At 49.3% G+C, this 21,445-nt stretch carries 15 protein-coding genes; 8 read left to right on the forward strand and 7 right to left on the reverse strand.

Features of this window, described 5'->3' with window-relative positions:
* Nucleotides 1-599: 599 nt before the first annotated feature.
* The 6 genes from O3C43_08910 to O3C43_08935 all read left to right on the forward strand — a co-directional run bounded on the left by O3C43_08910 (nucleotide 600) and on the right by O3C43_08935 (nucleotide 10,043).
* Nucleotides 600-2,831, forward strand: a complete 2,232-nt coding sequence (locus O3C43_08910) for a PQQ-dependent sugar dehydrogenase (GenBank protein MDA1066608.1) — start codon at nucleotides 600-602, stop codon at nucleotides 2,829-2,831.
* 11 nt (nucleotides 2,832-2,842) lie between these two features.
* Nucleotides 2,843-5,122 carry a PQQ-dependent sugar dehydrogenase gene (locus O3C43_08915; GenBank protein ID MDA1066609.1) on the forward strand — a complete coding sequence of 760 codons (2,280 nt, stop codon included), beginning with the start codon at nucleotides 2,843-2,845 and terminating at the stop codon, nucleotides 5,120-5,122.
* 95 nt (nucleotides 5,123-5,217) lie between these two features.
* The gene (locus O3C43_08920; GenBank protein ID MDA1066610.1) at nucleotides 5,218-5,574 is read left to right on the forward strand and encodes a DUF2237 domain-containing protein; all 357 of its coding nucleotides are present in this window, start codon (nucleotides 5,218-5,220) and stop codon (nucleotides 5,572-5,574) included.
* Between the two features lie 202 nt (nucleotides 5,575-5,776).
* Nucleotides 5,777-7,804 carry a prolyl oligopeptidase family serine peptidase gene (locus O3C43_08925; GenBank protein ID MDA1066611.1) on the forward strand — a complete coding sequence of 676 codons (2,028 nt, stop codon included), beginning with the start codon at nucleotides 5,777-5,779 and terminating at the stop codon, nucleotides 7,802-7,804.
* Nucleotides 7,805-7,953: 149 nt separating this feature from the next.
* Nucleotides 7,954-9,423: a sulfatase gene (locus O3C43_08930; GenBank protein ID MDA1066612.1), complete on the forward strand. Its 1,470-nt coding sequence runs from the start codon at nucleotides 7,954-7,956 to the stop codon at nucleotides 9,421-9,423.
* Nucleotides 9,424-9,434: 11 nt separating this feature from the next.
* The gene (locus tag O3C43_08935; protein MDA1066613.1) at nucleotides 9,435-10,043 is read left to right on the forward strand and encodes an FMN-binding negative transcriptional regulator; all 609 of its coding nucleotides are present in this window, start codon (nucleotides 9,435-9,437) and stop codon (nucleotides 10,041-10,043) included.
* A gap of 22 nt (nucleotides 10,044-10,065) precedes the next feature.
* Here the strand turns inward: O3C43_08935 and O3C43_08940 are convergent, their stop codons facing one another.
* The 5 genes from O3C43_08940 to O3C43_08960 form a co-directional block, all read right to left on the reverse strand.
* Complete coding sequence (locus O3C43_08940; GenBank protein MDA1066614.1) at nucleotides 10,066-10,308, reverse strand: DUF465 domain-containing protein; 243 nt, start codon at nucleotides 10,306-10,308, stop codon at nucleotides 10,066-10,068.
* 209 nt (nucleotides 10,309-10,517) lie between these two features.
* Nucleotides 10,518-12,293: a DUF885 domain-containing protein gene (locus O3C43_08945; protein ID MDA1066615.1), complete on the reverse strand. Its 1,776-nt coding sequence runs from the start codon at nucleotides 12,291-12,293 to the stop codon at nucleotides 10,518-10,520.
* A gap of 335 nt (nucleotides 12,294-12,628) precedes the next feature.
* On the reverse strand, nucleotides 12,629-13,381 hold the full coding sequence (locus O3C43_08950) for a hypothetical protein (protein MDA1066616.1): 753 nt from the start codon (nucleotides 13,379-13,381) through the stop codon (nucleotides 12,629-12,631).
* A 199-nt stretch (nucleotides 13,382-13,580) separates the two neighbouring features.
* Nucleotides 13,581-13,985: a group III truncated hemoglobin gene (locus O3C43_08955; protein ID MDA1066617.1), complete on the reverse strand. Its 405-nt coding sequence runs from the start codon at nucleotides 13,983-13,985 to the stop codon at nucleotides 13,581-13,583.
* A 78-nt stretch (nucleotides 13,986-14,063) separates the two neighbouring features.
* On the reverse strand, nucleotides 14,064-15,701 hold the full coding sequence (locus O3C43_08960; GenBank protein MDA1066618.1) for a CehA/McbA family metallohydrolase: 1,638 nt from the start codon (nucleotides 15,699-15,701) through the stop codon (nucleotides 14,064-14,066).
* A gap of 122 nt (nucleotides 15,702-15,823) precedes the next feature.
* On the opposite strand from O3C43_08960, the gene O3C43_08965 reads away from it, so the two are divergent.
* Together O3C43_08965 and O3C43_08970 are read left to right on the forward strand one after the other, a co-directional pair.
* Nucleotides 15,824-17,209, forward strand: coding sequence for a sulfatase (locus O3C43_08965; protein MDA1066619.1), 1,386 nt, complete (start codon nucleotides 15,824-15,826; stop codon nucleotides 17,207-17,209).
* A gap of 97 nt (nucleotides 17,210-17,306) precedes the next feature.
* The gene (locus O3C43_08970; protein MDA1066620.1) at nucleotides 17,307-18,998 is read left to right on the forward strand and encodes a divalent metal cation transporter; all 1,692 of its coding nucleotides are present in this window, start codon (nucleotides 17,307-17,309) and stop codon (nucleotides 18,996-18,998) included.
* A 473-nt stretch (nucleotides 18,999-19,471) separates the two neighbouring features.
* On the opposite strand, the gene O3C43_08975 is transcribed toward O3C43_08970, so the two are convergent.
* A complete protein-coding gene (locus O3C43_08975) occupies nucleotides 19,472-20,425 on the reverse strand; it encodes an RluA family pseudouridine synthase (protein ID MDA1066621.1) in 954 nt (317 codons plus the stop codon).
* Nucleotides 20,426-20,437: 12 nt separating this feature from the next.
* On the reverse strand, nucleotides 20,438-21,442 hold the full coding sequence (locus O3C43_08980; protein MDA1066622.1) for an adenosine deaminase: 1,005 nt from the start codon (nucleotides 21,440-21,442) through the stop codon (nucleotides 20,438-20,440).
* Nucleotides 21,443-21,445 lie beyond the last annotated feature (3 nt).

A 21,445-nucleotide genomic window follows, 5' to 3' on the forward strand; every position in this document is an offset into this window, starting at 1 on the left:
AAAACCATCATTTAGCACTTGCTCCATGACACAGTTGCTCCTGTTGGAGAAAAGAAAAACTTAACCACCTGTCTCCGCCAAGGCTACGCCACGGCACGGCGGAGTGCACTGAGACACGGAGAAAAAGCATAAATGGTTATTCCCACATTCCCTCAGTCCTCTAGCGAAGCGGGGTTCCTCCTGTCTTGGCCTGAGCAATCTCGAAGGGTTCAAAGCGTTTTCCTAAGGACCTGCTTTCAGTTTTTTGCGTAATTCTGCGCATTTCGTAGTTAAACAATTTTCTTAGAAGTTTCTTAACCACGAATCAGAAGGTAGGGACTGGTCGCCGAGTCCGATATGCTGAAAGCTTGGTTCGTGCATTACCAATCAACTTAAAAGATGCCAAGCTGGGGCTTCCGCCTCCTAAGACATGCGGCGCGACGTATCCGCCTAATTCAAATACTGCGAAACAAGTGGCGTTCCCGGGGGGAATGCAGTTTCCAGGCGCCGTTGAATAGGAGTTCGACAAAACTACCCTTTCGAAGCTAAAACACAGCTTTTCAAACAATATGCCCCATAAACTGCTCCTATCACTTTTTTTTCTCCTAACACCTTTCGCTGTGGCACAGCAGCGCGAAGCCTGGACGACTTCGAATATCCACGGTTCACCCGAGCCCCCTCCTCCTTATGTAGCTGAAGCTGTCTGGCCGCATATCACGTTTGACGATCCGCTCGACATGACCTTACTCGATTCGGAGGACAGACTCTTTATCACCGAACGCGACGGGAAGGTGTTGTCCCTGCCAGCCGATCTTCGAGCTCGCCCCGACCAGGCTGATTTGATGTTCGATGCCCATGGAATGATCCCTGATTTACTGCGTCTGCTCGGTTTGGAGTTTCATCCGGATTTTGAAAACAATCGACAGCTTTACCTTTATTACGCGCTCAACACCACGACGAACAACAAGTTCGAGCTGGTGCTGAGTGAGTTCACCATGGATGCCGATTGGAAGCTGGTTCCCGGAAGCCAAAAGGTGTTTCTCCATTTTCCAGCCAGTGGACACACAGGCGGCGATATCCAGTTTGGACCTGACGGGATGCTCTACATACCCATCGGCGACCTGACCCCACCTTCTCCACCCGATGCCAATCTCTCGGGTCAAAATCTAAGCCACATCGCATCCAAGATTCTTCGTATCGATATCAATCGCGAGGACCCTGGACTGCCTTACCATATTCCGGAGGACAATCCGTTTGTGAATCTTCAGGGTGCTCGTCCGGAAATCTGGGCCTATGGGTTTCGCAATCCCTGGAAGCTGTCGTTTCATCCCAGTACCGGTGATCTCTGGGTTGGCGATGTCGGCTGGGAGATGTGGGAGATGGTATACCGCGTCGAAAAGGGTGGCAATTACGGTTGGTCCACCATGGAAGGTCCCATACCGACCAATGGAGGTCAGGACAACGGCCCCTCACCGATCAGTCCCCCGGTTGCTGCTTATGATCATGTTCAAGGGGCCTCGGTTACGGGCGGCTATTTCGTAACCAGTCCCCGCATACCCGAGCTCCAGGGAAAATACATCTATGGCGACTATGTAACCGGCAAAGTCTGGGCTCTGGATTGGAACGGCGAAAAGCTCGTCAGCAACCGAGAGATCGCCGATACGCGCCAAGCCATCGTCACCTTTGGTCAGGACAAGCAGGGAGACCTGCTTTTTGTAAAGCTTGCGCAAAAAACCAGTCTGCAACGCCTGGTGCCCAATCCTGCCAAAGACAGGTCGGATGATTTCCCGACCCAACTGAGTAAAACTGGAATCTTTACAAACGTTGCAACCGGGGATGCCGCCAAAGGTGTCTACGATTTCAAAATCCACTCCCCCATATGGCTCGACGGTTACGACGCTGACTACTGGGTGGCCATGCCAGATAAAACAGGCATTTCAACGCTACTGGATGAGCGTCGAGGTTCCCCGGTGTTTAATTACTCCAAACCCAAAGACATGGTGCTTGCCAAAACCATCCACAAAGACGGCCACAAAGTGGAAACCCAAATCCTGCACTTCGATGGTTACTGGAAAGGCTACAGTTACCAGTGGAATAAAAAACAAACCGATGCCACACTCGTCCGTAAGGAAGGCCTCGATACAACCGTTTCGGGCAAACCTTATCGCTTCCCCGGCCGCGATGAATGCATACGCTGCCATGGCAGTAATTTCAATCGACCCCTTGCCTTCTTTCCCGGTCAGATGAATCGCGATGGCCAATTGGAGAAATTCCAGTCGCTTGGAATTGTAGATGATGTATTTGTAGATATAGCCAAATCGCTCCCCCTCACCGATCCAAAAGATGAGACCCAACCCATAGAGCTGCGGGCCCGGTCCTGGCTTCACTCCAACTGTTCCCACTGCCACAAAGTTTCAGGGGGTTCGGGCCTAACCAATCAAATGAATTCAGCCGTGCCGACTTCCAGGATGGAACTTATAGGCTACCAACCCTATAAAGGTTATTTCGGGCTGGAAGGTGCACCGCAGATTGATCCCGGCGATCCCTACAACTCTATTCTGTACTACCGGATTGCCACCAAGGCCGCTGGACATATGCCGATGGTGGGAGCCAAGACGATTGATAAGGCTGGGGTTCAAGTCATTCATGACTGGATACTCTCGATGGATCCAATGGCAGAACGGACGAAACTCTCCACATCCCCCAAGAACGTCCAAGAGGCTCTCGCGCTCTACCACGCTATACAGTCTGGTGACTTGTCGGAGAAAAAAGCCAAACTAGCCATTGCCAATTGCATGAAATCCACCGACCCTTTTGTGATCAATCTCTTCGTTGGATTTGAATTTAATTAGACCCACCCTTTATGCCCCGAATACTCCTGATACTCCTGCTCCCCATCCTCACAACGCACGCCTGGTCTGCAGACCGTGAGGCGTGGACGACTTCAAAGATCGTGGGTTCGCCGGAACCGCCGTTGCCTTACAAGAGCGAAGCTATCTGGCCGCATATTACCTTTTCGGAAGCCGTGGACATCAGCTTATTGGATTCGGAGAAGCGATTATTTATCAGCGAAAGAAAAGGCAAGATCTGGTCCTTACCGGCAGACATGAATGCCAGTCCTGCGAAGGCGGATCTCTGCAGCAACTTGAATCTTATAGTTCCCAATCTGGGAGCTATATACGGGCTGACTTTCCATCCGAATTTCAAAGAGAACCGGCAGTGCTTTCTATTTTATACGATTAGTTCTCGTGGCGAAGATTCTGAATCCAGAGTTAGCAGATTCCTGCTGGATAAAGCCCTGAAACTCATCCCCACCAGCGAGGAAATAATCATTACGACAGGCGCGGGTGGTCACAATGGAGGGGACATGCATTTTGGTCCTGACGGCATGTTGTATTTTACCGTGGGCGATCTGGCTCCTCCCTCTCCGCCGGATCCGGAAAATGCCGGTCAGGACATGACTAACCTGGCCTCGACCCTTGTCCGCATTGATGTGGACCACCAGGACGCCGGCCTGGCTTACCGCATTCCGAAGGATAATCCATTTATCAATGAGGAAGGAGCACGCCCGGAAATCTGGGCCTACGGTTTTCGCAATCCCTGGAAATTTTGTTTCAAACCCGGCACGGACGAAATCTGGCTCGGCGATGTTGGTTGGGAAATTTGGGAAATGGTTCATCGCGTCCAAAAAGGTGGTAACTATGGCTGGTCGATTATGGAAGGCCCTGCGCCTCTCAAACCGGATCAGAAACAGGGACCCACGCCGATCTCTCCTCCCATCGCTTACTACCCGCACACGCTGGGTGCCTCCTCCACAGGCGGTTACTTTGTCACCAGCCCCAGGCTTCCCGAACTTCAAGGCGCATATATTTACGGCGACTATGTAACCGGTAAAGTCTGGGCATTGAATTGGGATGGCGAACGCGTCACCAGCAACCGCATTATCGCAGACACCCGGAAGCAAATCGTCAGCTTCGGTCAGGATAATAAAGGAGACCTGCTCTTTCTTGACTACCCGAATGATAACCGTCTCTACCGGCTGGTTCCCAACACGGAAGATCAAGAAATGGACAACTTCCCCAAACAACTGAGTGATACCGGCCTGTTTACCGAGTTAAGCAAGGAGACCCCGTCACCCGGCGTTTACCCTTTTTCAATCAATGCGCCTACCTGGCAGGATCGTTTTGAATCGAGGTATTGGATTGGCCTGCCGGGCAAAGGTCGCATGGACGGCGTTATTGCCATGCGCAACGAGCTTCCGTTACTCAGCTACGACAAACCCATCAATACCGTTTTAGCGAAAACCATCCACAAAGACGGGCACAAAGTGGAAACCCAGATCCTTCACTTCGATGGTTACTGGAAAGGCTATAGCTACCAATGGAATGATGCGCAAACAGATGCTCAGCTGGTGCAAAAGGATGGACTGGAAACAACGATCAAAGGTATGCCCTACCGCTTCCCCAGCCGGGATGAATGCGTGCGTTGCCACGGTAGTAACTTCCATCGCCCGCTGGCATTTCTACCGGGTCAGTTGAATAAAGGAAATCAACTTAAACAGCTCCTTGAGCTAGGACTCGTTAATGAAACATTTAAAACGATGGCGGCCAGAGAATTGCTGGTTAATCCCTATGACGAAAGCAGATCGATCGAACAAAGAGCACGCTCCTGGATCCATTCCAACTGCTCCTTCTGCCATCGTGTTTCCGGAGGTGCAGGCGTTACTTCGATGATGAATGCGACCGTGCCCAACGACCGTATGCGCCTGCTCCATTCCACACCCGAAAAGGGAATGTTTGGTATGAACGAAGGACATCTCATAGACCCGGGAAATCCTTACAACTCCATCCTTTACTATCGCATCGCGACAAGGGCTGCCGGGCACATGCCGATGTTTGGGGCAAAAACCATGGACAAGGAAGGCATTCAGGTGGTGCACGACTGGATACGATCCCTCAATGCTGCCGCTCCTGTTCCCAAGTCAACCCTCGCACCTCAAAATGTGGAAGATGCATTGGCACTTTACCATCGGATCCAGTCCGGTGAGCTGTCCAGAGAGGAAGCAGAAAAAGCAGTGGCAGCGTGTTTGAAATCGACCGACCCCTTTGTGATCAATTTGTTTGCGGGGTTTGAGATGAATTAAACCTCATTCGAGTTCCGTATAAATCGAATGAAGCGTATCCCGGTCCTAGATTTTCGCTGGGTTGACTAAAGAGCATTAATCGTAATTTTCATTGTATGGCACTCAATGTACTCGGAACTGATTTAATCTCATGCAGCGAATCACCCAGAACCGGGTTTTTCAGAACAGGGAAATGTGATACCTGCGCAGAAGATGTGGGGATGCACACGATTTGCGTTCAGGTAAATGACGAATTCCTGAAATTCAGTGCTGAGCACGGAAACGATTTGTCTACCCCTATGCCGGAATACCAGTTCCCGGGTCTGGTAGCCGGTGACTTTTGGTGCCTTTGCCTCGGACGTTGGATCGAGGCGCATCAAGCCGGGGTCACCGCCAAGGTAAAACTGGAAGCGACGCATATCTCGGTCACGGAATTTGTAGACGTAGAGGTGCTCCAGGCATCGGCGGTTTAAAAATAGGACAGCACTGGCTTTCCTTCCAGTTTCTCAGCACAAAACGGGTGTTCACAATTATTGGCGTCGGACCCATGCTATTTTAAAACTCGAATCTGGGCTTTCCAAAAAGAAATCACCAACTAAGGTTTTTCCCATGAAACGGATACCCCAATCTCATTTTCTTCGCTGTCTTCGGATACCCTTATGCGCATTTCTTTTTATGATTAGTCAACTCGTTGCTCAAGAAGACCCCTACATCTGGATGGAGGAGGTCGAAAGCGAGAAGGCACTGGCCTGGGCCAAGGAAATAAGTGATTCCACGACGGCTGAGTTGGAGGCGGTGCCTGAGTTCAGCGACATTCAGGAAACGCTTATTGAAATTTATAACTCCAAAGACCGGATTCCTGATCCCGCCTTTCGCGGAAATTGGATCTATAATTTCTGGCAAGATCCCGACCATGTTCGTGGGATCTGGCGAAGAACTACGCTTGAAAGTTTCAAACAAATCTCACCCGAGTGGGAAACAGTCCTGGATATTGATGCGCTGGCAAAAGCTGAGGAAGAGAATTGGGTGTGGAAGGGAGCCACATTCCTACAACCGGAAGGCCGTCATGGCATGGTAGAATTGTCCCGCGGCGGGGCGGACGCAACGGTGATTCGTGAATTCGATGCGGTGGATAAAGCTTTCGTCAAAGATGGTTTCTACCTGGAAGAAGCAAAGTCGAGGGTTTCCTGGTACAATGAAAACACTTTACACGTAGGCACGAATTTTGGCGAAGGCTCTTTGACGGATTCCGGTTATCCAAGAATTACCAAACTATGGAAACGCGGCAAACCACTGAAGAAAGCCTCCACGGTTTTCGAGGGTTCTGTTGGGGATGTGGCGGTAGGTAGCTACAGTGCGCATACGCCCGAAGGCCGATTCGACCTGGTGTATGTCACACCAGAGTTTTTCAAAGGCACCAATTACATCAAACTGGGCAAACGACTAGTAAAACTGGATATTCCAGACGATGCGAAACTCGAAGGTATTTATAAAGAAAAGCTGCTGATCTATCTGCGTTCCGATTGGACCCTGAGTGGCAACACCTATCAGGGAGACTCCCTCCTGGCAATTCAACTGGACCGCTTTCTGCAAGGGAACCGGAGTTTCGATATTCTCTTCGAACCCAAGCAACGAGTGGCCTTCAACCAGATAGCCACCACGAGGGACCACCTCATTTATTCGACCTTGGACAATGTGAGAAGCCGCCTTTATCGCTTGAAATATTCCGATGGTTTGTGGATTGAAGACGAAATTGAACTACCTGGACTAGGAACGGTTAGTCTCGGAAGCACCAATGAGTCGAACAACAGCTTCTTTTTCACCTATACCGATTTCAAGACTCCTTCCAGCCTCTACCTGGTGGAAGACGGCGGAAAGCCCCAAAAGCTAAAGACCTCACCTTCGTGGTTTGACGCCAGCGGGGTGACGGTGGTGCAGAATGAAGCCGCCTCCAAAGACGGCACGAAGATTCCTTACTTTCTGGTTACACCTCAAGGCTTCAAAGCCGATGGCAACCACCCGACTCTGCTCTACGCCTATGGAGGATTTGAAATATCTCAAAAGCCTCAATACTCGGGCTCCAATGGGACAGCCTGGATTGAAAGAGGTGGAGTTTATGTACTGGCCAATATCCGCGGAGGCGGTGAATTCGGGCCCAAGTGGCACCGCGCGGCGATGCAGGAAAATCACCAGAACAACTTCGACGACCTGATCGCGGTGGCAGAAGATCTGATTGCCCGCAAAATTACTTCGCCCGAACATCTCGGAATTCAGGGAGGCTCCCAGGGCGGATTACTTGTGAGCGGAGCTTTCACCCAACGCCCGGACTTATTCAATGCGGTTGTGAGCGCTGTCCCACTGGTTGACATGAAGCGCTTCAATAAGCTGTTGGCTGGTGCCAGCTGGATGGCTGAATATGGGAATCCGGATACAGACGACTGGGAGTACATGAAACTTTGGTCCCCCTACCAAAACCTGGATCCCAAGAAAGACTACCCCAAGGTTTACTATTGGACTAACACCCGCGACGACCGTGTCCATCCGGCCCATGCACGAAAAATGGTTGCACGCATGCAGGAATACGGGAAGCCGGTTTATTATTATGAAAACACGGAAGGTGGACACGGCGGTGGTGCCAACCTGAACCAACGAGCTTACACCGCGGCCTTGTCCTATGCGTATCTCTGGATGATGTTGCGGTGATCCACCTCGGGTATCCATTGAAATTCAAATTTGCCTACGAAAGCATGAATTGCTTTCTTGTGTAGGAGCTTCTTTAGCTGCGATTGTTATACGATATCATCCGGTTCGCAGCTAAAGCAGCTCCTACATTTTTCACCCTAAAATATCCAATGAAAATTCTCCGTTTAAAGCTCCTGCTCTTTCTTCTACCCTGCTCCTTTCTTCTTGCTGATTCCCGCCCCAACATACTGTGGATCATTATCGATGACATGTCGGCGAATTTCTCTTCCTACGGGGAGACGTTGATAACAACGCCACATGTCGACAAGTTGGCCGAGAATGGAGTCAAATTTACCAAGGCCTTTGTTACGGCACCGGTATGCTCCACCAACCGTTCGGCCTTCATAACAGGGATGTATCAGACCTCGATTGGGGCCCATCAACACCGGAGCGGACGCGGGGAACTCAAGATTAACCTTCCAAATGGAATACGTCCTATTCCTGAGCTATTTCAAGAGGCTGGTTATTATACTGCGATCACGGGTTGGCCCAGCAAGAGCCGCACTACGATTGGAAAAACCGACTACAATTTTGAATGGGATAAAGCCATGTACGAGGGAGCCGATTGGTCCAAACGAAAGGAGGGTCAGCCATTCTTTGCACAAGTGCAGCTACCCGGAGGCAAGCATCGGGGTGGCGACCTCGAAGGCAGCAGGAAGTTCGTAGCACAGTTTGAAAAGTTGATTGGAAAAAAGACGAACCCGAAAGACGTAAGCTTGCCTCCCTACTATCCCAGAGATCCGGCTCTGCTGGAGGACTGGGCGGCTTACCTGGATACGGTTCGCTACACCGACCACTTTGTCGGAGAAATAGTTCAACGCCTTAAAGACGAAGGAGACTATGAGAACACCGTGGTGCTTTTTATGACCGACCACGGGATAAGCCATGCGCGGGGAAAACAATTCATGTACGAAGAAGGACTGCATGTGCCTCTCGTGGTTGCTGGTCCGGGCATCAAGCCTGGACAGGTTCGAGACGACCTGGTCGAGCACATAGACATCGCTGCCCTCTCGTTGGGATTGGCGGGAATTGATATTCCAAACTACATGCAGGCGAAAGATATCTTAAGCAAAAGTTACAAGAAACGGTCTGTCATTTTTGCGGCCAGAGACCGCTGCGACGAGACCGTGGAGCACCTGAGAGCCGTCCGTAGCGATCGTTACAAATACATTCGCAACTTTCTTGACCAGCGGCCGCATATGCAACCCAACCGCTACAAAGATAAAAAAGACATCGTAATAGCTTTGAGGACAGCCCATGAAAACGGTTCCCTGACTGAGGTGCAGGATAGAATCTTTAATCCGACCCGCCCGAAGGAAGAACTCTACGATTTGAAAAACGACCCGTTCGAAATCAACAATCTAGCAGACGACCCCAAGCATCAAAACCGCTTATTAAAATTCAGAAAACAATTGGAAAGCTGGATGAAAGAAACCAATGACCACGGTCCCGAATCCGAGGCGATGTACGACAGCGACATGGCGGTCTACACAAATTCCAGGAATGAAGATCCGGAGGCCGGAGAAACCCTCGTTCGCAATATCGCTACGATGAAACAGTGGGCCGCAGAAGGTAAGTAGTTCCATCCTTCATGTATACTCCTCCTGCATTTAAGATCGATGACCCCGAATTGATCCGGAGCTTTATTAAAGAAAATAGTTTTGGGATTTTGGTTTCGTCTGTCGACGGTTCGTCGATTCAAGAAACTCATACGCCTTTTCTCCAATCTCCCGGAAACGATTTTTTATTGGGCCATGTTGCCAGAGCCAATGACCACTGGCGTGATTGGAACAAGAACCCCAAGGTGAAGGTTATTTTTCATGGGCCGCATTGCTACGTCTCACCGACGTTTTATAAAAGTGATTTCAATGTGCCAACCTGGAATTACAGCACGGTTTCCATATCTGGCACCATTGAGATCACAGACTCTCTCCAAGAACAGAAGGCATTCATGCATGCCTTGGTCGACGCAAATGAATCGGCGTTTTCAGAGCCCTGGTTTCTCGACGAAGGCAATGAGAAGCTTATGAAGCTTTTTTCAGCCGTAGTATTTTTCAAGGTGCGTATCCATGAAACAACGGCTAAGTTTAAATTGAACCAAAACAAGTCCGAAGAGGACCAACGGGCGGTTATAGAAAAACTGGAAGTCAGCGGGTCACCCTTTGAACAGGCAGTCGCTCGTTTAATGAAAGGGGAATAAATAGGCGACTATTTTACGATTCTCATTTTGCCAGTCGCAACGCCTGATAAATCCTGTCCTTGAGCGCCGTTCTCTCAAACTTCATCTTCTCGATTTCTATATCGGAGATGGGCAGTTGCTTTTCTTCGAGTCTGCGAATTCGATTATCCAATGAATCATGTTGTTCCACCAATTCCTTGAATCGCTCATCCTTCGTGGAAAGCGCTTCAAGCTGGGCGTGGTATTCAGGGAATTCACGGTCGATATCGTGGTGTTCTCCTAACATAGGTATATATTTTTTATGGTTAATTCGAGAAAGATTACCTCAAAAAGGAAGCTCAAAATGTAATAAATCTCCAGTGACTGCGCCAGCTTTAATAATCGCTAATGAGCTCTATAAGTAGAATAAATAGCCTAAAACAACTGCCAAGCAGATCCGGGGTGAAAACTCGGAGTTTCAACGCCTTTGACAAAGTAAATTACCGACCACACCATTTAGTTTGGTGGGGACACAGTTTTCTCAATGTAGGCTTCAATCTGAGACCTTAGAAGTTCCAAAGGAAGACCCCCGTTTTCAAGAACCGCGTCGTGAAAATCGCGGATATCGAATTTGTCGCCCAATGTTTTCTCTGTGTGCGCACGAAGCTCCCAAATAGTCATTTCGCCCATTTTGTAAGCAAGGGCTTGTCCCGGCCAGGCAATGTAACGATCCACCTCGGTACCAATCTCGTGAAGCGACAAAGCCGTATTCGCTGCGAGGAAATCGACCGCCCGTTGTCTGCTCCAGCCAAAGGCGTGAATCCCCGTATCCACCACAAGGCGACAGGCCCGCCACATCTCATAGGATAGTCGACCAAAATGCTCATAAGGCGTTTTATACATTCCCATTTCAACTCCGAGTTTTTCGCTGTACAGGCCCCACCCTTCACCGAATGCGTGCGGATAGTATTGAGTCCTGAACTCCGGAGCGTCTTCGATTTCGTAGGCCAGGGATATTTGTAAATGATGCCCCGGGACACCCTCATGCAAGGACAAGGCCGTGAGTTGATACAGAGGCCGGGTCTCCAGAGCGTAGGTGTTCACCCAGTATTGCCCGCCTCTGCTACTTCCTGGCGGCGCACCCGAATATCGTCCAGCGGTGTAATTCGCCTCCAACTCCTTTGGCACCGGTTCCACCGAATACGGCTGCCTCGGTAGCTTTCCAAAAAAAGCCGGTAATTTTCCATCCGTTTGTTTGGCGATCCAGGCGGCCTGTTTAAGCAATTCATCACCCGTCTTGGGATAAAACTGTGGATCCGTTCTGAGGAATTTTAGAAACGCATCAAAGGAACCTTCGAACTCAAGACCCTCGATAATTGTGTCCATTTCTTTTCGAATGCGCCCTACTTCCTCCAGCCCTTTTTGGTGGATTGATTCCGCGGTAGCATCCTTCAAAGTCGTGTAGTAGCGAACAAGAGCCGCATAGTAATGTTTCCCATCTGGCTGAGCACTGGCACCCAGGGTTTGCCGGGCTCCAGGGATGTATTCCTCGCGCATAAACCGAACCAGCGCCTGATGTGCCGGAATGACTTCGTTTATTAACAGCGTCCTTCCAGCGTTTCTCAAAGACTTGGCGAGGGGTTCATCCATGAAACTCGGCATGGCAGCGAAAGGAGCATAGAACGGGTGTTCTTCGACATGCTCTTCTGCCAACGCTTCAAAGGAGGGAAGGACGTTATTCAAAATAGCTTGAGGCTGAGTAAACCCCACCTTCAACCCGGCACGCATGCTTTCGACATTCTGCTGATAATACCCAGGCAGAGCCTGTAGGCGATTCAGATAGTTTCGATAATCCTTTTCATTCTTGAACGGAGTCGCGCTCAGCACGTAACCGAAGTTATTATGAAATCCCGAGTCGGAAACAAACGGAATCCGCCACCCTTCAAATGCGTGCAGCTCAATCGCCTGATCCAGAATAAAGGCAAGTATACCTGCGGATGTGCGATCATTGGCAGAGACTTCCGAAAGGTCTAGAAGGTCCAACTGTGTTTTAAACTGCACTCTCTGCTCCAAGAGTTTCTTCTGTGAAGCAGGTGATACATCCGGAACCCGGTCATTGTAATCCCGGATACCGGAGCCGGTAGCGGAAAACGGATCGTGCTTCATTTCCGAAGCCCAATAGTCTTCAAATAATTGTTTTAGTTCATCAGTCGCGGCAGAGGACAAATTCACCACGCTGAAGGAAAACACAACAGTTGTAGCGCAGAGTATACCAAGGAATCGAAAAGTCATGATATGGGCGAGAATCCTCATGGACATGAGTCCATCTTCTCGTAATCGAGATGTCCGATTTGTAAAAGTGGATGAACTGGTTTTGAGAAGTACATGGTCAATGGGGAAAACTGTTTTACTTGTGGAGATCTATGAGGCTGAACGCAAAAAGGATGTACAAACTTGATTCATTCTTCTTTCTTTTTCTTAAACCACCAGTCTCCGCCAAGGCTACGCCACGGCACGGCTGATGGCACTGATAGGCACTGATTTTTCTGTTCGAATCATCCGGATCGTATCTGTGTAAATCTGAGTAATCTGTGGTTGATATTCTTTTCTCCAACTACTCTGAACACCTACTGAACCAATACTTTCGGTTGAGGAAGATCAGGGTGAGATTTATAAAAGGTTTCCAGTTCCGGGGTCGGGTACTGAAACAGTTGTTGGTAGGCGATCATGAGTTCGGGCGGATATGGTTTTGGTTTTTTCCCACTTTTAAAAAACTGCATTTCTTTGGCGATGGCGTTTTTCACCATACCGCCCTTACCATCAACCCCGAGGTAATTCATGTTCAAACCAAGGCCATTGAAAATGACCGGATCGGAAATGGGATGCGCTAGATCGCCCATGTTAAAACCTCTCTTTTTATCGCCCAATGATTTTCCGTGAAACACTACATGGAATAAGCCGGCTTTCTTATCCTTCAACACGCATTCAATTCCGTTGGTGGTTTCATCCAGGATTTTTTGTAATCTATCACCTAGAAGCGTTCCCTGAATTTTTTGATAGTCCGGAATCTCCATTTTGACATAAAACGAAAATTGTGTGCCTACGCTTCTGGCGGCCTGAACAAGGGTATTTAAACGGGTGTTGTGGTGATCATGATCGATAAATATGTGTCCACTTTGTGGGGTCAGTCCTTCTACAGCTTTGACCTTTTCAGGATCGGCCGCAGCGATTGCGGAAGAGATGGCCTCCGCCTCGGATTGGGTTTTCACACCATCCACATACACGACAAAATTTTGCCAGGAAGGCGTGGCGGCCGACAACATAAGAAAGGGAGTCAAAAAGAGAATCATTAGAATTTGCAGGCGAATAAATAGTCTCATCCGAACACGCTATCTTTGTGGTTCTTCTTATCAAACTCTAAACGTTCAGGTACCCGCCAATGATTGATTAAGGTCGCAGATTCGGCAGCAAGCTACCTCCTACACTTCGATTTTAGACTCATTGATGTAGGAGGTAGCTTGCTGCCGAATTCTTTAGAATATCTCTTTTGGCAACCATTCAGATTCTCCCGGTAAAAGCCTAAAGGATCCGATCGGACTTCTCGAAAGGATTGATACCCATTCTGATTTGGAAGGTATGCGCAATACTCATGGCGACGGCTTTCGCTTGTTCCGCTTTCGGCCCGGAAAATAGTTGATCTATCGTTTCTATAAAAAGCCCGACCCAACGTTCAAAATGTCCATAATCCACCGGAAGGTCCATGTGTTTAGAGATGGGGTTCCCCTGGTATTCCTTTTTTCCAAACAGCATAGTTCCCCAGAAGGCATACATGGTGGGAAGATGTTTCGACCAATCTCCGACCCGTTCATTGAATACAGGACCAAGCAGTTCGTCCTTTCGAATGGATTCGTAGAAAGAATCCACCAAAAGGCGAATGTCAGGGTCACCAGTGATATCAGTTAAAGAGGATGAGCTTGTGGACATAAAGTTGGAATCAATTTATCAGCTACACAAAACACCCTCTGGGATATTCTGCAAGGAGCGTGGTTAAATAATTCCCGATTACAATTGAGGCTCCAATGTTTGAATCGCCTCCTTGAACAATCCTAAAGCGGAGTTTCGCTGTTCATCTGTTTGGTAAACACCGTTAGTGTCATAAAAAGAAATGCGATCCCTAAAGGAAGCTATCAGGACTTCGGCATCCTCTGAAGATTGTACGGGCTGATCCCCTACTATTACTCGGACGACTCCAGCGTGTGCCATAGCGTCAAATTTCTGGGCTTTAATTTCAGCACCTCTTCCCCAAGCAGATAACCAACCGCTTTCAGTTACTTTCACATCGGCCTCAATTGACCATCGGTGAACATCTGCCATCGCTCTCTTCCGAATAGTCAGGTCGAGATCACGACCATCTTGAACCACCACCAACTGCCTTAAGAGAAGCGGAGAATGCAATACCGCTCGTACCGTAACAACTCCTCCTCCAGCCGACAGGTGAAGAACATCTCCCATTTTTAAATCATTAACTTGGAAATCAATCAATGGCCCACCGGAAATAAAAGACCGGCCGGCTTTCAAGGCCTCCTTGAAGCTATTGAAGCTTATAGCTCCACCGGTATTAACATAGGTTCGTATCGATCCGAACATCGGTTGCCAATCATCACGCAAGGGCGAATTCGGAAGATCGGTTCCAGCCACCATCGGCAAGAAGATGCCGCAATTCATGAGACGGTACCAGTTCTCGGTATTATAAATAAATCCATTACTGATTTCCCAGAAGTCAACGGCGCCCAACACCGCGTCCGCCACGGATGTGGAATTCCTGCCGAGCGTTCCGCCGTGGGCCACACCAGCCAATCCGTTACGTGCTCGAGTCAGTGTTAATACATCAAACAAGGGCGGATAGTTTTCCATAACCGCTGGTGTCCCCATGCCTCCTGTAGAATAGGGAAGAATGATTTCATTGAGCCCCAACAAATTAATGTGTCCCTGCTGGCTATCGCGGTACTCCTGGCCAGGAATTAATATCTGATTTCCATCCGTTCCTTGCCCCTTCTCACCGTACTTGAATTGACGCGACCAAACTCCTGGAGTCATTCCACCTTTCAGGACCATGAAATGCCCAGCCTCAAGGCCATCGGCCTGAAACATGGAAAACCACAAAGGATCATCCTCAGGACCCAAGCGATCATAGTGCAGATGCTCATCTATGGCAATCCATCCGTCTTCCTTTAAATTCACCCAACGCTCGAGCTCCACAGTCAACTCCGTAGTTTCGCTGAAAATTTCAACTGATTGTTTCGCCACCCGATATTCAAATCCCTTGGCTACAGAAACAGATACTGTGCGGGCATCACGAGGAACACTGACTCGAACGGGCCCTGTTCCTTTGGCGAACTGCACCGTAGACCGTTGATTTTTGCTCAGATGAATGGAGGTAAATGAGATACCCTGGTCATCGATCCATTCCGGATTGAACGACTCACCATCCACTTCGAGGCTGAACCTCGCCGGAAGATTCTGACCGGTGGAGCGGTCAACGATGTTGAGAACCAACTTGGGAAGGCTCGGCTCTTCTCCAACGTTAAAACTATGGGTTATCGGGAGGTGCTGGTGAGCTTCTAACCAGGTCGTCAGAATTAGAAACAACAACACTCCTGAAGGAGCGTACCCAAACGAAGTCCATTTCGAAAAGTTCATGAAACGTCTCATAGCTCTATTATTCCTAAGTCAATAACCAACCAGCAAGCCCAATCAACTGGCGAAACAAATACGTTGAGAATTTAGCAACCATTCCCAAGGCTTTGAATTTCTACCCTATTATGACACATACTCGATCGCTTCTTCTCTTGATATGCCTGTTTGCAAGTTCAGCGATAGGCGCTGCTTCAAAACCCAATTTCGTCTTTGTTCTGGCCGACGATGCCAGCCACTTCGACCTAGGTTGTTACGGAGGTCAGGCCCACACACCGGCTATGGACGCGCTGGCTACGCAGGGAATGCGCTTCACGCAATGCTACCAGTCTTCACCGACCTGCTCCCCTACCCGCCACAATATTTATACCGGCCAAAGCCCTTTCAAAACCGGAGCCTACCCAAACCACACCTTCGCCACTCCCGGGACGAAAAGTATTGTTCACTACCTCAAACCATTGGGCTATCGGATAGCGCTAAGCGGGAAAACACACATAAAACCAGAATCGGTTTTTCCATTTGAATATTTGAGCAAGGGAATCAATCCCGATTTTGCTGCGATTGAAACCTTCATCGCTGAATGTAAATCAAACAGCACTCCGTTCTGCCTCTTCGTAACTTCGAACGAACCTCATGCTCCCTGGGACAAGGGTGACCCCAGCCGATACAAGGCGGACGAGTTGAAGCTACCCTATACCTTTGTCGACACACCCGAAACGCGCGATGCGATGACACGCTACCTGGCGGAGCTCACCTACTTTGATGGCCAGGTAGGACAAGCGCTAGGATTATTGGACAAATACAAGCTGGCTGACAACACGCTCTTCATTGCCACCACCGAACAGGGCTGGAGTCTGCCCTTTGCAAAATGGACGCTCTACGATGCCGGACTACACACCGGATTTATTGTGCGCTGGCCGGGGATGGTAAAAGCCGGTTCTATCTGCGACTCGCTCATCGAGTATTCCGATGTGGTTCCAACCTTCGTGGAAGCGGCAGGCGGACGTCCCGATCCTATCCTCGACGGCAAGAGCCTAGTTCCACTACTCAGACAACAAACAACGGTGCACAAGGATTACATTTTCTCCCAGGCAACCACTCGAGGTATCATCAATGCGCCGGAGTATTTTGGCATCCGATCGATCCGGTCACAAAAATACAAATACATCTGGAATTTCACGCCGGAAGTTCGCTACGAGAATGTAGTCACCATCGAAGAAGACACCAAGTGGGGAGAAGCCCAGGTATTCAATTCCTGGAAACGTGCAGCCAAAACCGACCCCAGTGCCGCAGAAAAAGTAAGACGCTACCACTATCGACTGGGAGAAGAACTCTACGACCTGGATCAAGATCCAAACGAATGGCGCAACCTGGCTGATACGCCTGAGTATGCCAAAGTAAAAAACGAGCTTCGAACTTTGCTCCTCGCCAATATGGAAGCCGTAGGAGACGAAGGACAGAAAACGGAACTGGCAGCTGATTCACGCAGCGCCAAAGTCTTAAATGAAAATTAGAAGCATACGTATGAAACGCCAAAAGACGATATTAAGGCTTTCATAGAATAAGGAAATTTACTGTATTCATACCAACTCTTTCAAAACCCTAAGAAATATGGCTGACCAAAATATCGAAAAACAACGCGAGATGATTCTCGCGGCGGAAAAACAAGGCAAAGGCGCCACCTACAAAACCTACATAAGATTATCCGGTCCTGGTTGGTTGCAAAGCGCCATCACCTTGGGCGGTGGTTCCCTGGCAGGGAGCCTGTATTTGGGAATCATTGGTGGATATGAGCTGATGTGGCTTCAACCTTTGATGATGATCTTCGGTATCGTGATGTTGAGTGCTATCGGTTATGTAGTCCTTTCTACCGGAGAACGGCCTTTAGCCGCCTTAAACAACCACGTAAATCCGGTTTTGGGCTACGGTTGGGCGATTGCGACCCTGATGGCCAACATGGTTTGGGCGATGCCGCAATTTTCACTGGGAACTGCCGCCCTTCAACAAAATCTGGGAATCTTTGATTTTGAAAGCGGCAAATATGTCTGCGCGATCCTGTTGTTTGTCGTCGGCGCGTTTGTTGTTTGGTTGTACGATGCCAGCGCAAAAGGTTATAAGATATTCGATATTGCCCTGAAAGTTATGGTGGGAATCGTGGTTTTAAGTTTCTTCATGGTGGTATTTGCCCTCACCTTCAGCGGCACTGGGCTACCGTGGGGTAAAATCCTCAGCGGATTTATTCCAAACCCGGGACTACTGTTTGAACCTGCCTCCTCACTTCAAGGATTGGTAGCCGGTTCATCAGCACCCGAATACTGGTCCTCAGAACTAGTATCGCAACAACGGGACCGCATGGTCGCAGCGGCAGCAACAGCCGTTGGTATCAACATGACCTTCCTACTTCCTTATTCGCTCCTTAAACGAGGCTGGAATAAGGATTTTCGTGGCCTCGCCCGGTTTGACCTGGCTACAGCGCTTTTCATTCCTTTTCTCCTGGCGACCAGTTGTGTGGTCATTGCGGCAGCGTCACAATTTCATGCCAATCCGGAGCCCGGGCTTATTCAGGTCCATTCTGCGAATGCGGTGGAGGTGTCGGCCAAGCTCCAAGCCGCCTATGAAGGTAACTTGACAAAGATGCTCGGTGCAACCGGCAGCGAAGCAAGCACTGTCATTATGGGAGCACTTCCAGAAGCTGACCGTATCCTGGCGGCCACGCTCATACAACGTGATGCCTTTGCACTCGCCAATTCCTTGGAGAACCTTGCTGGCCCAGGTATAGCACAGGTCGTTTTTGGAGTCGGTGTCGTCGGCATGGCAATTTCCACTATTATCATTTTGATGCTCATCAATGGATTCGTCATATGCGAACTCGCAGGTAAACCTACCACAGGGAAACTCTATTATGTCGGCTGCATGCTGGCAGGGTTGGCGGGTGCGTTAGGTGCATTGTTTCTGTGGTCGGGAAAAGCCCAATTCTATTTAGCTGTGCCTACCAGCCGCTTTGGCATGGTACTTCTACCTATCGCTTACATCGCCTTTTTCTTCCTGATGAATAACAAGAAGCTTCTTGGCGATGCGATGCCCAGAGGCGCTGCCCGTGTCTGGTGGAACGTATTGATGGCTTTCGCAGTGCTGCTTGCATTGGTGGGCGCTTCGATTTCGATCCTCAATGATAAAGCCATGATTCCTGGAACTGGGATATCGGTGAAGAGCATCGGACTGACTCTGCTGGCCATACTTTTCGTTTGGGCAGTCATCATCCACTTCAAGCGGAAGGCGAATGGCCAAACGGCCAGTAGTTAAAAAAGGATTCTTCCGGCATCGAGTGAAGTATCACGGAAGTTTCTTAACTAATTTCCTAACAACGTTCCTTTCAGTCACTTGATCCGCCATTGGCGGAACAGGATCGATACGCGAACAGGCATTTTTCGATTTCATCCTGTTTTGGCAAAACCAAATCCTGTTACCGACCTGTCTCGGGTGCAATTTTATCTGCTGGGAGTATTCGGCCTCTTGGACGAGCGAACAGCTCAATCCAATTTTCCCTGCAACCGAGATGGGTAGGGCGACTGCGTCCTCGCAGTGCCGTGTATTTCCGGGACGTTCGGCGGCGGTGCCTGCCTTCGCGCAAGGCTACGGCATGGTGCGACGGGGACGCACCCGCCCTACCTGAATCAGCGACTATTTTTTATAAATAGGCTCTCTTAAAGAGCTTTCCAAAGATCTAAAAACAATAGAATCCATTTAGAAAAAAGCGCTTGGTGCTGCTCGGTTACCTAGAATTTTTCCCGATTCACTTTCGCCAACGATTGTTCCCAGCCAGGAAACTGTTGCTGAAAATCTGCCGGCGGAACAGCGATCAATTCGAGTGCTTTCTTGGTGATCGGATGATTCAGCTTCAACCGATAGGCGTGAAGCATGGTACGTTCCGGTAGAATCTGGAGCTCGGCACGGCTTGGTCGGTAACCATAGATTTCGTCAGCAAGAATGGGGAAACCTAACTCGGAAAGATGGACGCGGATCTGATGGGTCCGGCCACTGTGTAACTGACATCGCAAAAGTGAAATGGGGCCTGGGGCTTCGCCTAAAAACTCCCAATCGGTGTGAGCCGGTTTACCGTCTTCACGAATAGTCATCTTGTGGCGATGATTTTGATTGCGGCCAATGGGTAGTTCAATGGACCCGGAAAGTCGGTCGGGAACTCCCAAGACCAAGGCCAGGTATTCTTTAGAGAGTTTGCGATTTGCAAACGCGTAAGTGAGGCCTCGGTGTGCCAGATCGGACTTGGCGACTACCATGATTCCGGATGTTTCTCGATCAAGCCGATGAACGATGCCAGGGCGTTCCACTCCACCTATGCCACTTAACCCACCTCTACAGTGATGAAGAAGCGCATGAACAAGCGTATCTTGTCCAGTGCCGGCACCAGGATGGACGATCATGCCGGAAGGTTTATCCAAGGCCAACATATGCTCATCTTCGTAGATGATGGTGAGGGGGATATCCTGGGGAGTCAGGTCCAGCGGTTTTATATCAGGAAGTTGAAAGGAAACGACGTCGCCTCCCTTCAATTTTGCGGACTTGGAAATAACCTGATTGTTTAATTTTACCAACCCCTCCTCAAAGGCTTTTTGAATAAGCATTCGACTAAGATCGGGCATTTTACCGCTGATCCATTTATCCGCCCGGATTTTACCTGTACCGGACTCAACTTCTATGGTTTGGATCATCAGCTGGTCGAACTAAAGAGTGAGCTTAACTTCGTCCAATTCCGAAATCCATCTTTGTCGTGTTGAGTCATCAACCAAAGCAAGCTCGAAACCGTTGCGCACGACTTGTACTACTTCCTGCTTTGAGAAGTTTAGCTGTGACATGAGCAAATCATACTCATGCACAAGATCGTTTCCGAAAACGGCGGGATCATCGGTGCTGACCGTAAGTTTTACACCGGCGTCAAACAGTTTACGGAGAGGATGATTCCTGGAGTCATCCACCGATCTTAGTTTCACGTTACTGACCGGACACATATCCAGCGCGATATCTTCATCAAGCAGGCGTTGAAGGGTTGTTGGATCGTAGGCTGCACCGATACCATGCTGGATGCGTTTAGTGCCAAGGAGATCCAAAGCAGCATTCACGTCTTTGGCCCCTTCAAATTCACCGGCATGGCTTTTAGTAAACTTACCAGCATCGCGAACCTTTCTCCACAGATCTCCGGCCCAGGGTTCCCAGGCAATTGTTTCGTGACCGTGCATATCTATGCCGGCGAGACCTTCCCAATTGGGAATATCGTCCATCACCTCTATCAAATCCCCCCGATAATGATTGCGGAGCATACCCATAAAAATCCTGACCTCCAGACCTTCGGGTACTGCCGACCTGATCGCATCGATAATATCGGGTCCAGAACATCCGATTACTTCCAGGATGCCCAAGTGAAAGCTGGTTTCAACATAGCGTACGTTTTGGTCAAGATGACGTTGAAAGACGCGTTTAGCCGATTCATGGTAGCGTTCCGGGGAGGTATAGTAACACCCTGCGTAATGCAGGACTTCGTTCTCAAACTGCGTGAACGAGTCGTATTTAAAATCAGCCGCCCAGGCATCAGGAATTTTATCGAACTCTCCAGGAAAGGTTTCCTTCAATAACTCCCACGGCACAGCCCCTTCTATGTGAAGGTGCGTCTCAGTCTTCGGCAACGATTGGACAAAGTCTGCAATAGAAGTTTCTACAGGAGCTCGAGACATACT

The sequence above is a fragment of the Verrucomicrobiota bacterium genome (assembly GCA_027622555.1).
In the GTDB taxonomy this organism is placed as follows: Bacteria; Verrucomicrobiota; Verrucomicrobiia; order Opitutales; family UBA2995; genus UBA2995.

Coding starts and splice junctions, on each gene's coding strand:
- O3C43_08980 (MDA1066622.1), bottom strand. CDS start 21,442: ATGTCTCGAGCTCCTGTAGAAACTTCTATTGCAGACTTTGTCCAATCG.
- O3C43_08975 (MDA1066621.1), bottom strand. CDS start 20,425: ATGATCCAAACCATAGAAGTTGAGTCCGGTACAGGTAAAATCCGGGCG.
- O3C43_08915 (MDA1066609.1), top strand. CDS start 2,843: ATGCCCCGAATACTCCTGATACTCCTGCTCCCCATCCTCACAACGCAC.
- O3C43_08950 (MDA1066616.1), bottom strand. CDS start 13,381: ATGAGACTATTTATTCGCCTGCAAATTCTAATGATTCTCTTTTTGACT.
- O3C43_08935 (MDA1066613.1), top strand. CDS start 9,435: ATGTATACTCCTCCTGCATTTAAGATCGATGACCCCGAATTGATCCGG.
- O3C43_08960 (MDA1066618.1), bottom strand. CDS start 15,701: ATGAACTTTTCGAAATGGACTTCGTTTGGGTACGCTCCTTCAGGAGTG.
- O3C43_08920 (MDA1066610.1), top strand. CDS start 5,218: ATGGCACTCAATGTACTCGGAACTGATTTAATCTCATGCAGCGAATCA.
- O3C43_08970 (MDA1066620.1), top strand. CDS start 17,307: ATGGCTGACCAAAATATCGAAAAACAACGCGAGATGATTCTCGCGGCG.
- O3C43_08925 (MDA1066611.1), top strand. CDS start 5,777: ATGATTAGTCAACTCGTTGCTCAAGAAGACCCCTACATCTGGATGGAG.
- O3C43_08945 (MDA1066615.1), bottom strand. CDS start 12,293: ATGACTTTTCGATTCCTTGGTATACTCTGCGCTACAACTGTTGTGTTT.
- O3C43_08930 (MDA1066612.1), top strand. CDS start 7,954: ATGAAAATTCTCCGTTTAAAGCTCCTGCTCTTTCTTCTACCCTGCTCC.
- O3C43_08965 (MDA1066619.1), top strand. CDS start 15,824: ATGACACATACTCGATCGCTTCTTCTCTTGATATGCCTGTTTGCAAGT.
- O3C43_08940 (MDA1066614.1), bottom strand. CDS start 10,308: ATGTTAGGAGAACACCACGATATCGACCGTGAATTCCCTGAATACCAC.
- O3C43_08955 (MDA1066617.1), bottom strand. CDS start 13,985: ATGTCCACAAGCTCATCCTCTTTAACTGATATCACTGGTGACCCTGAC.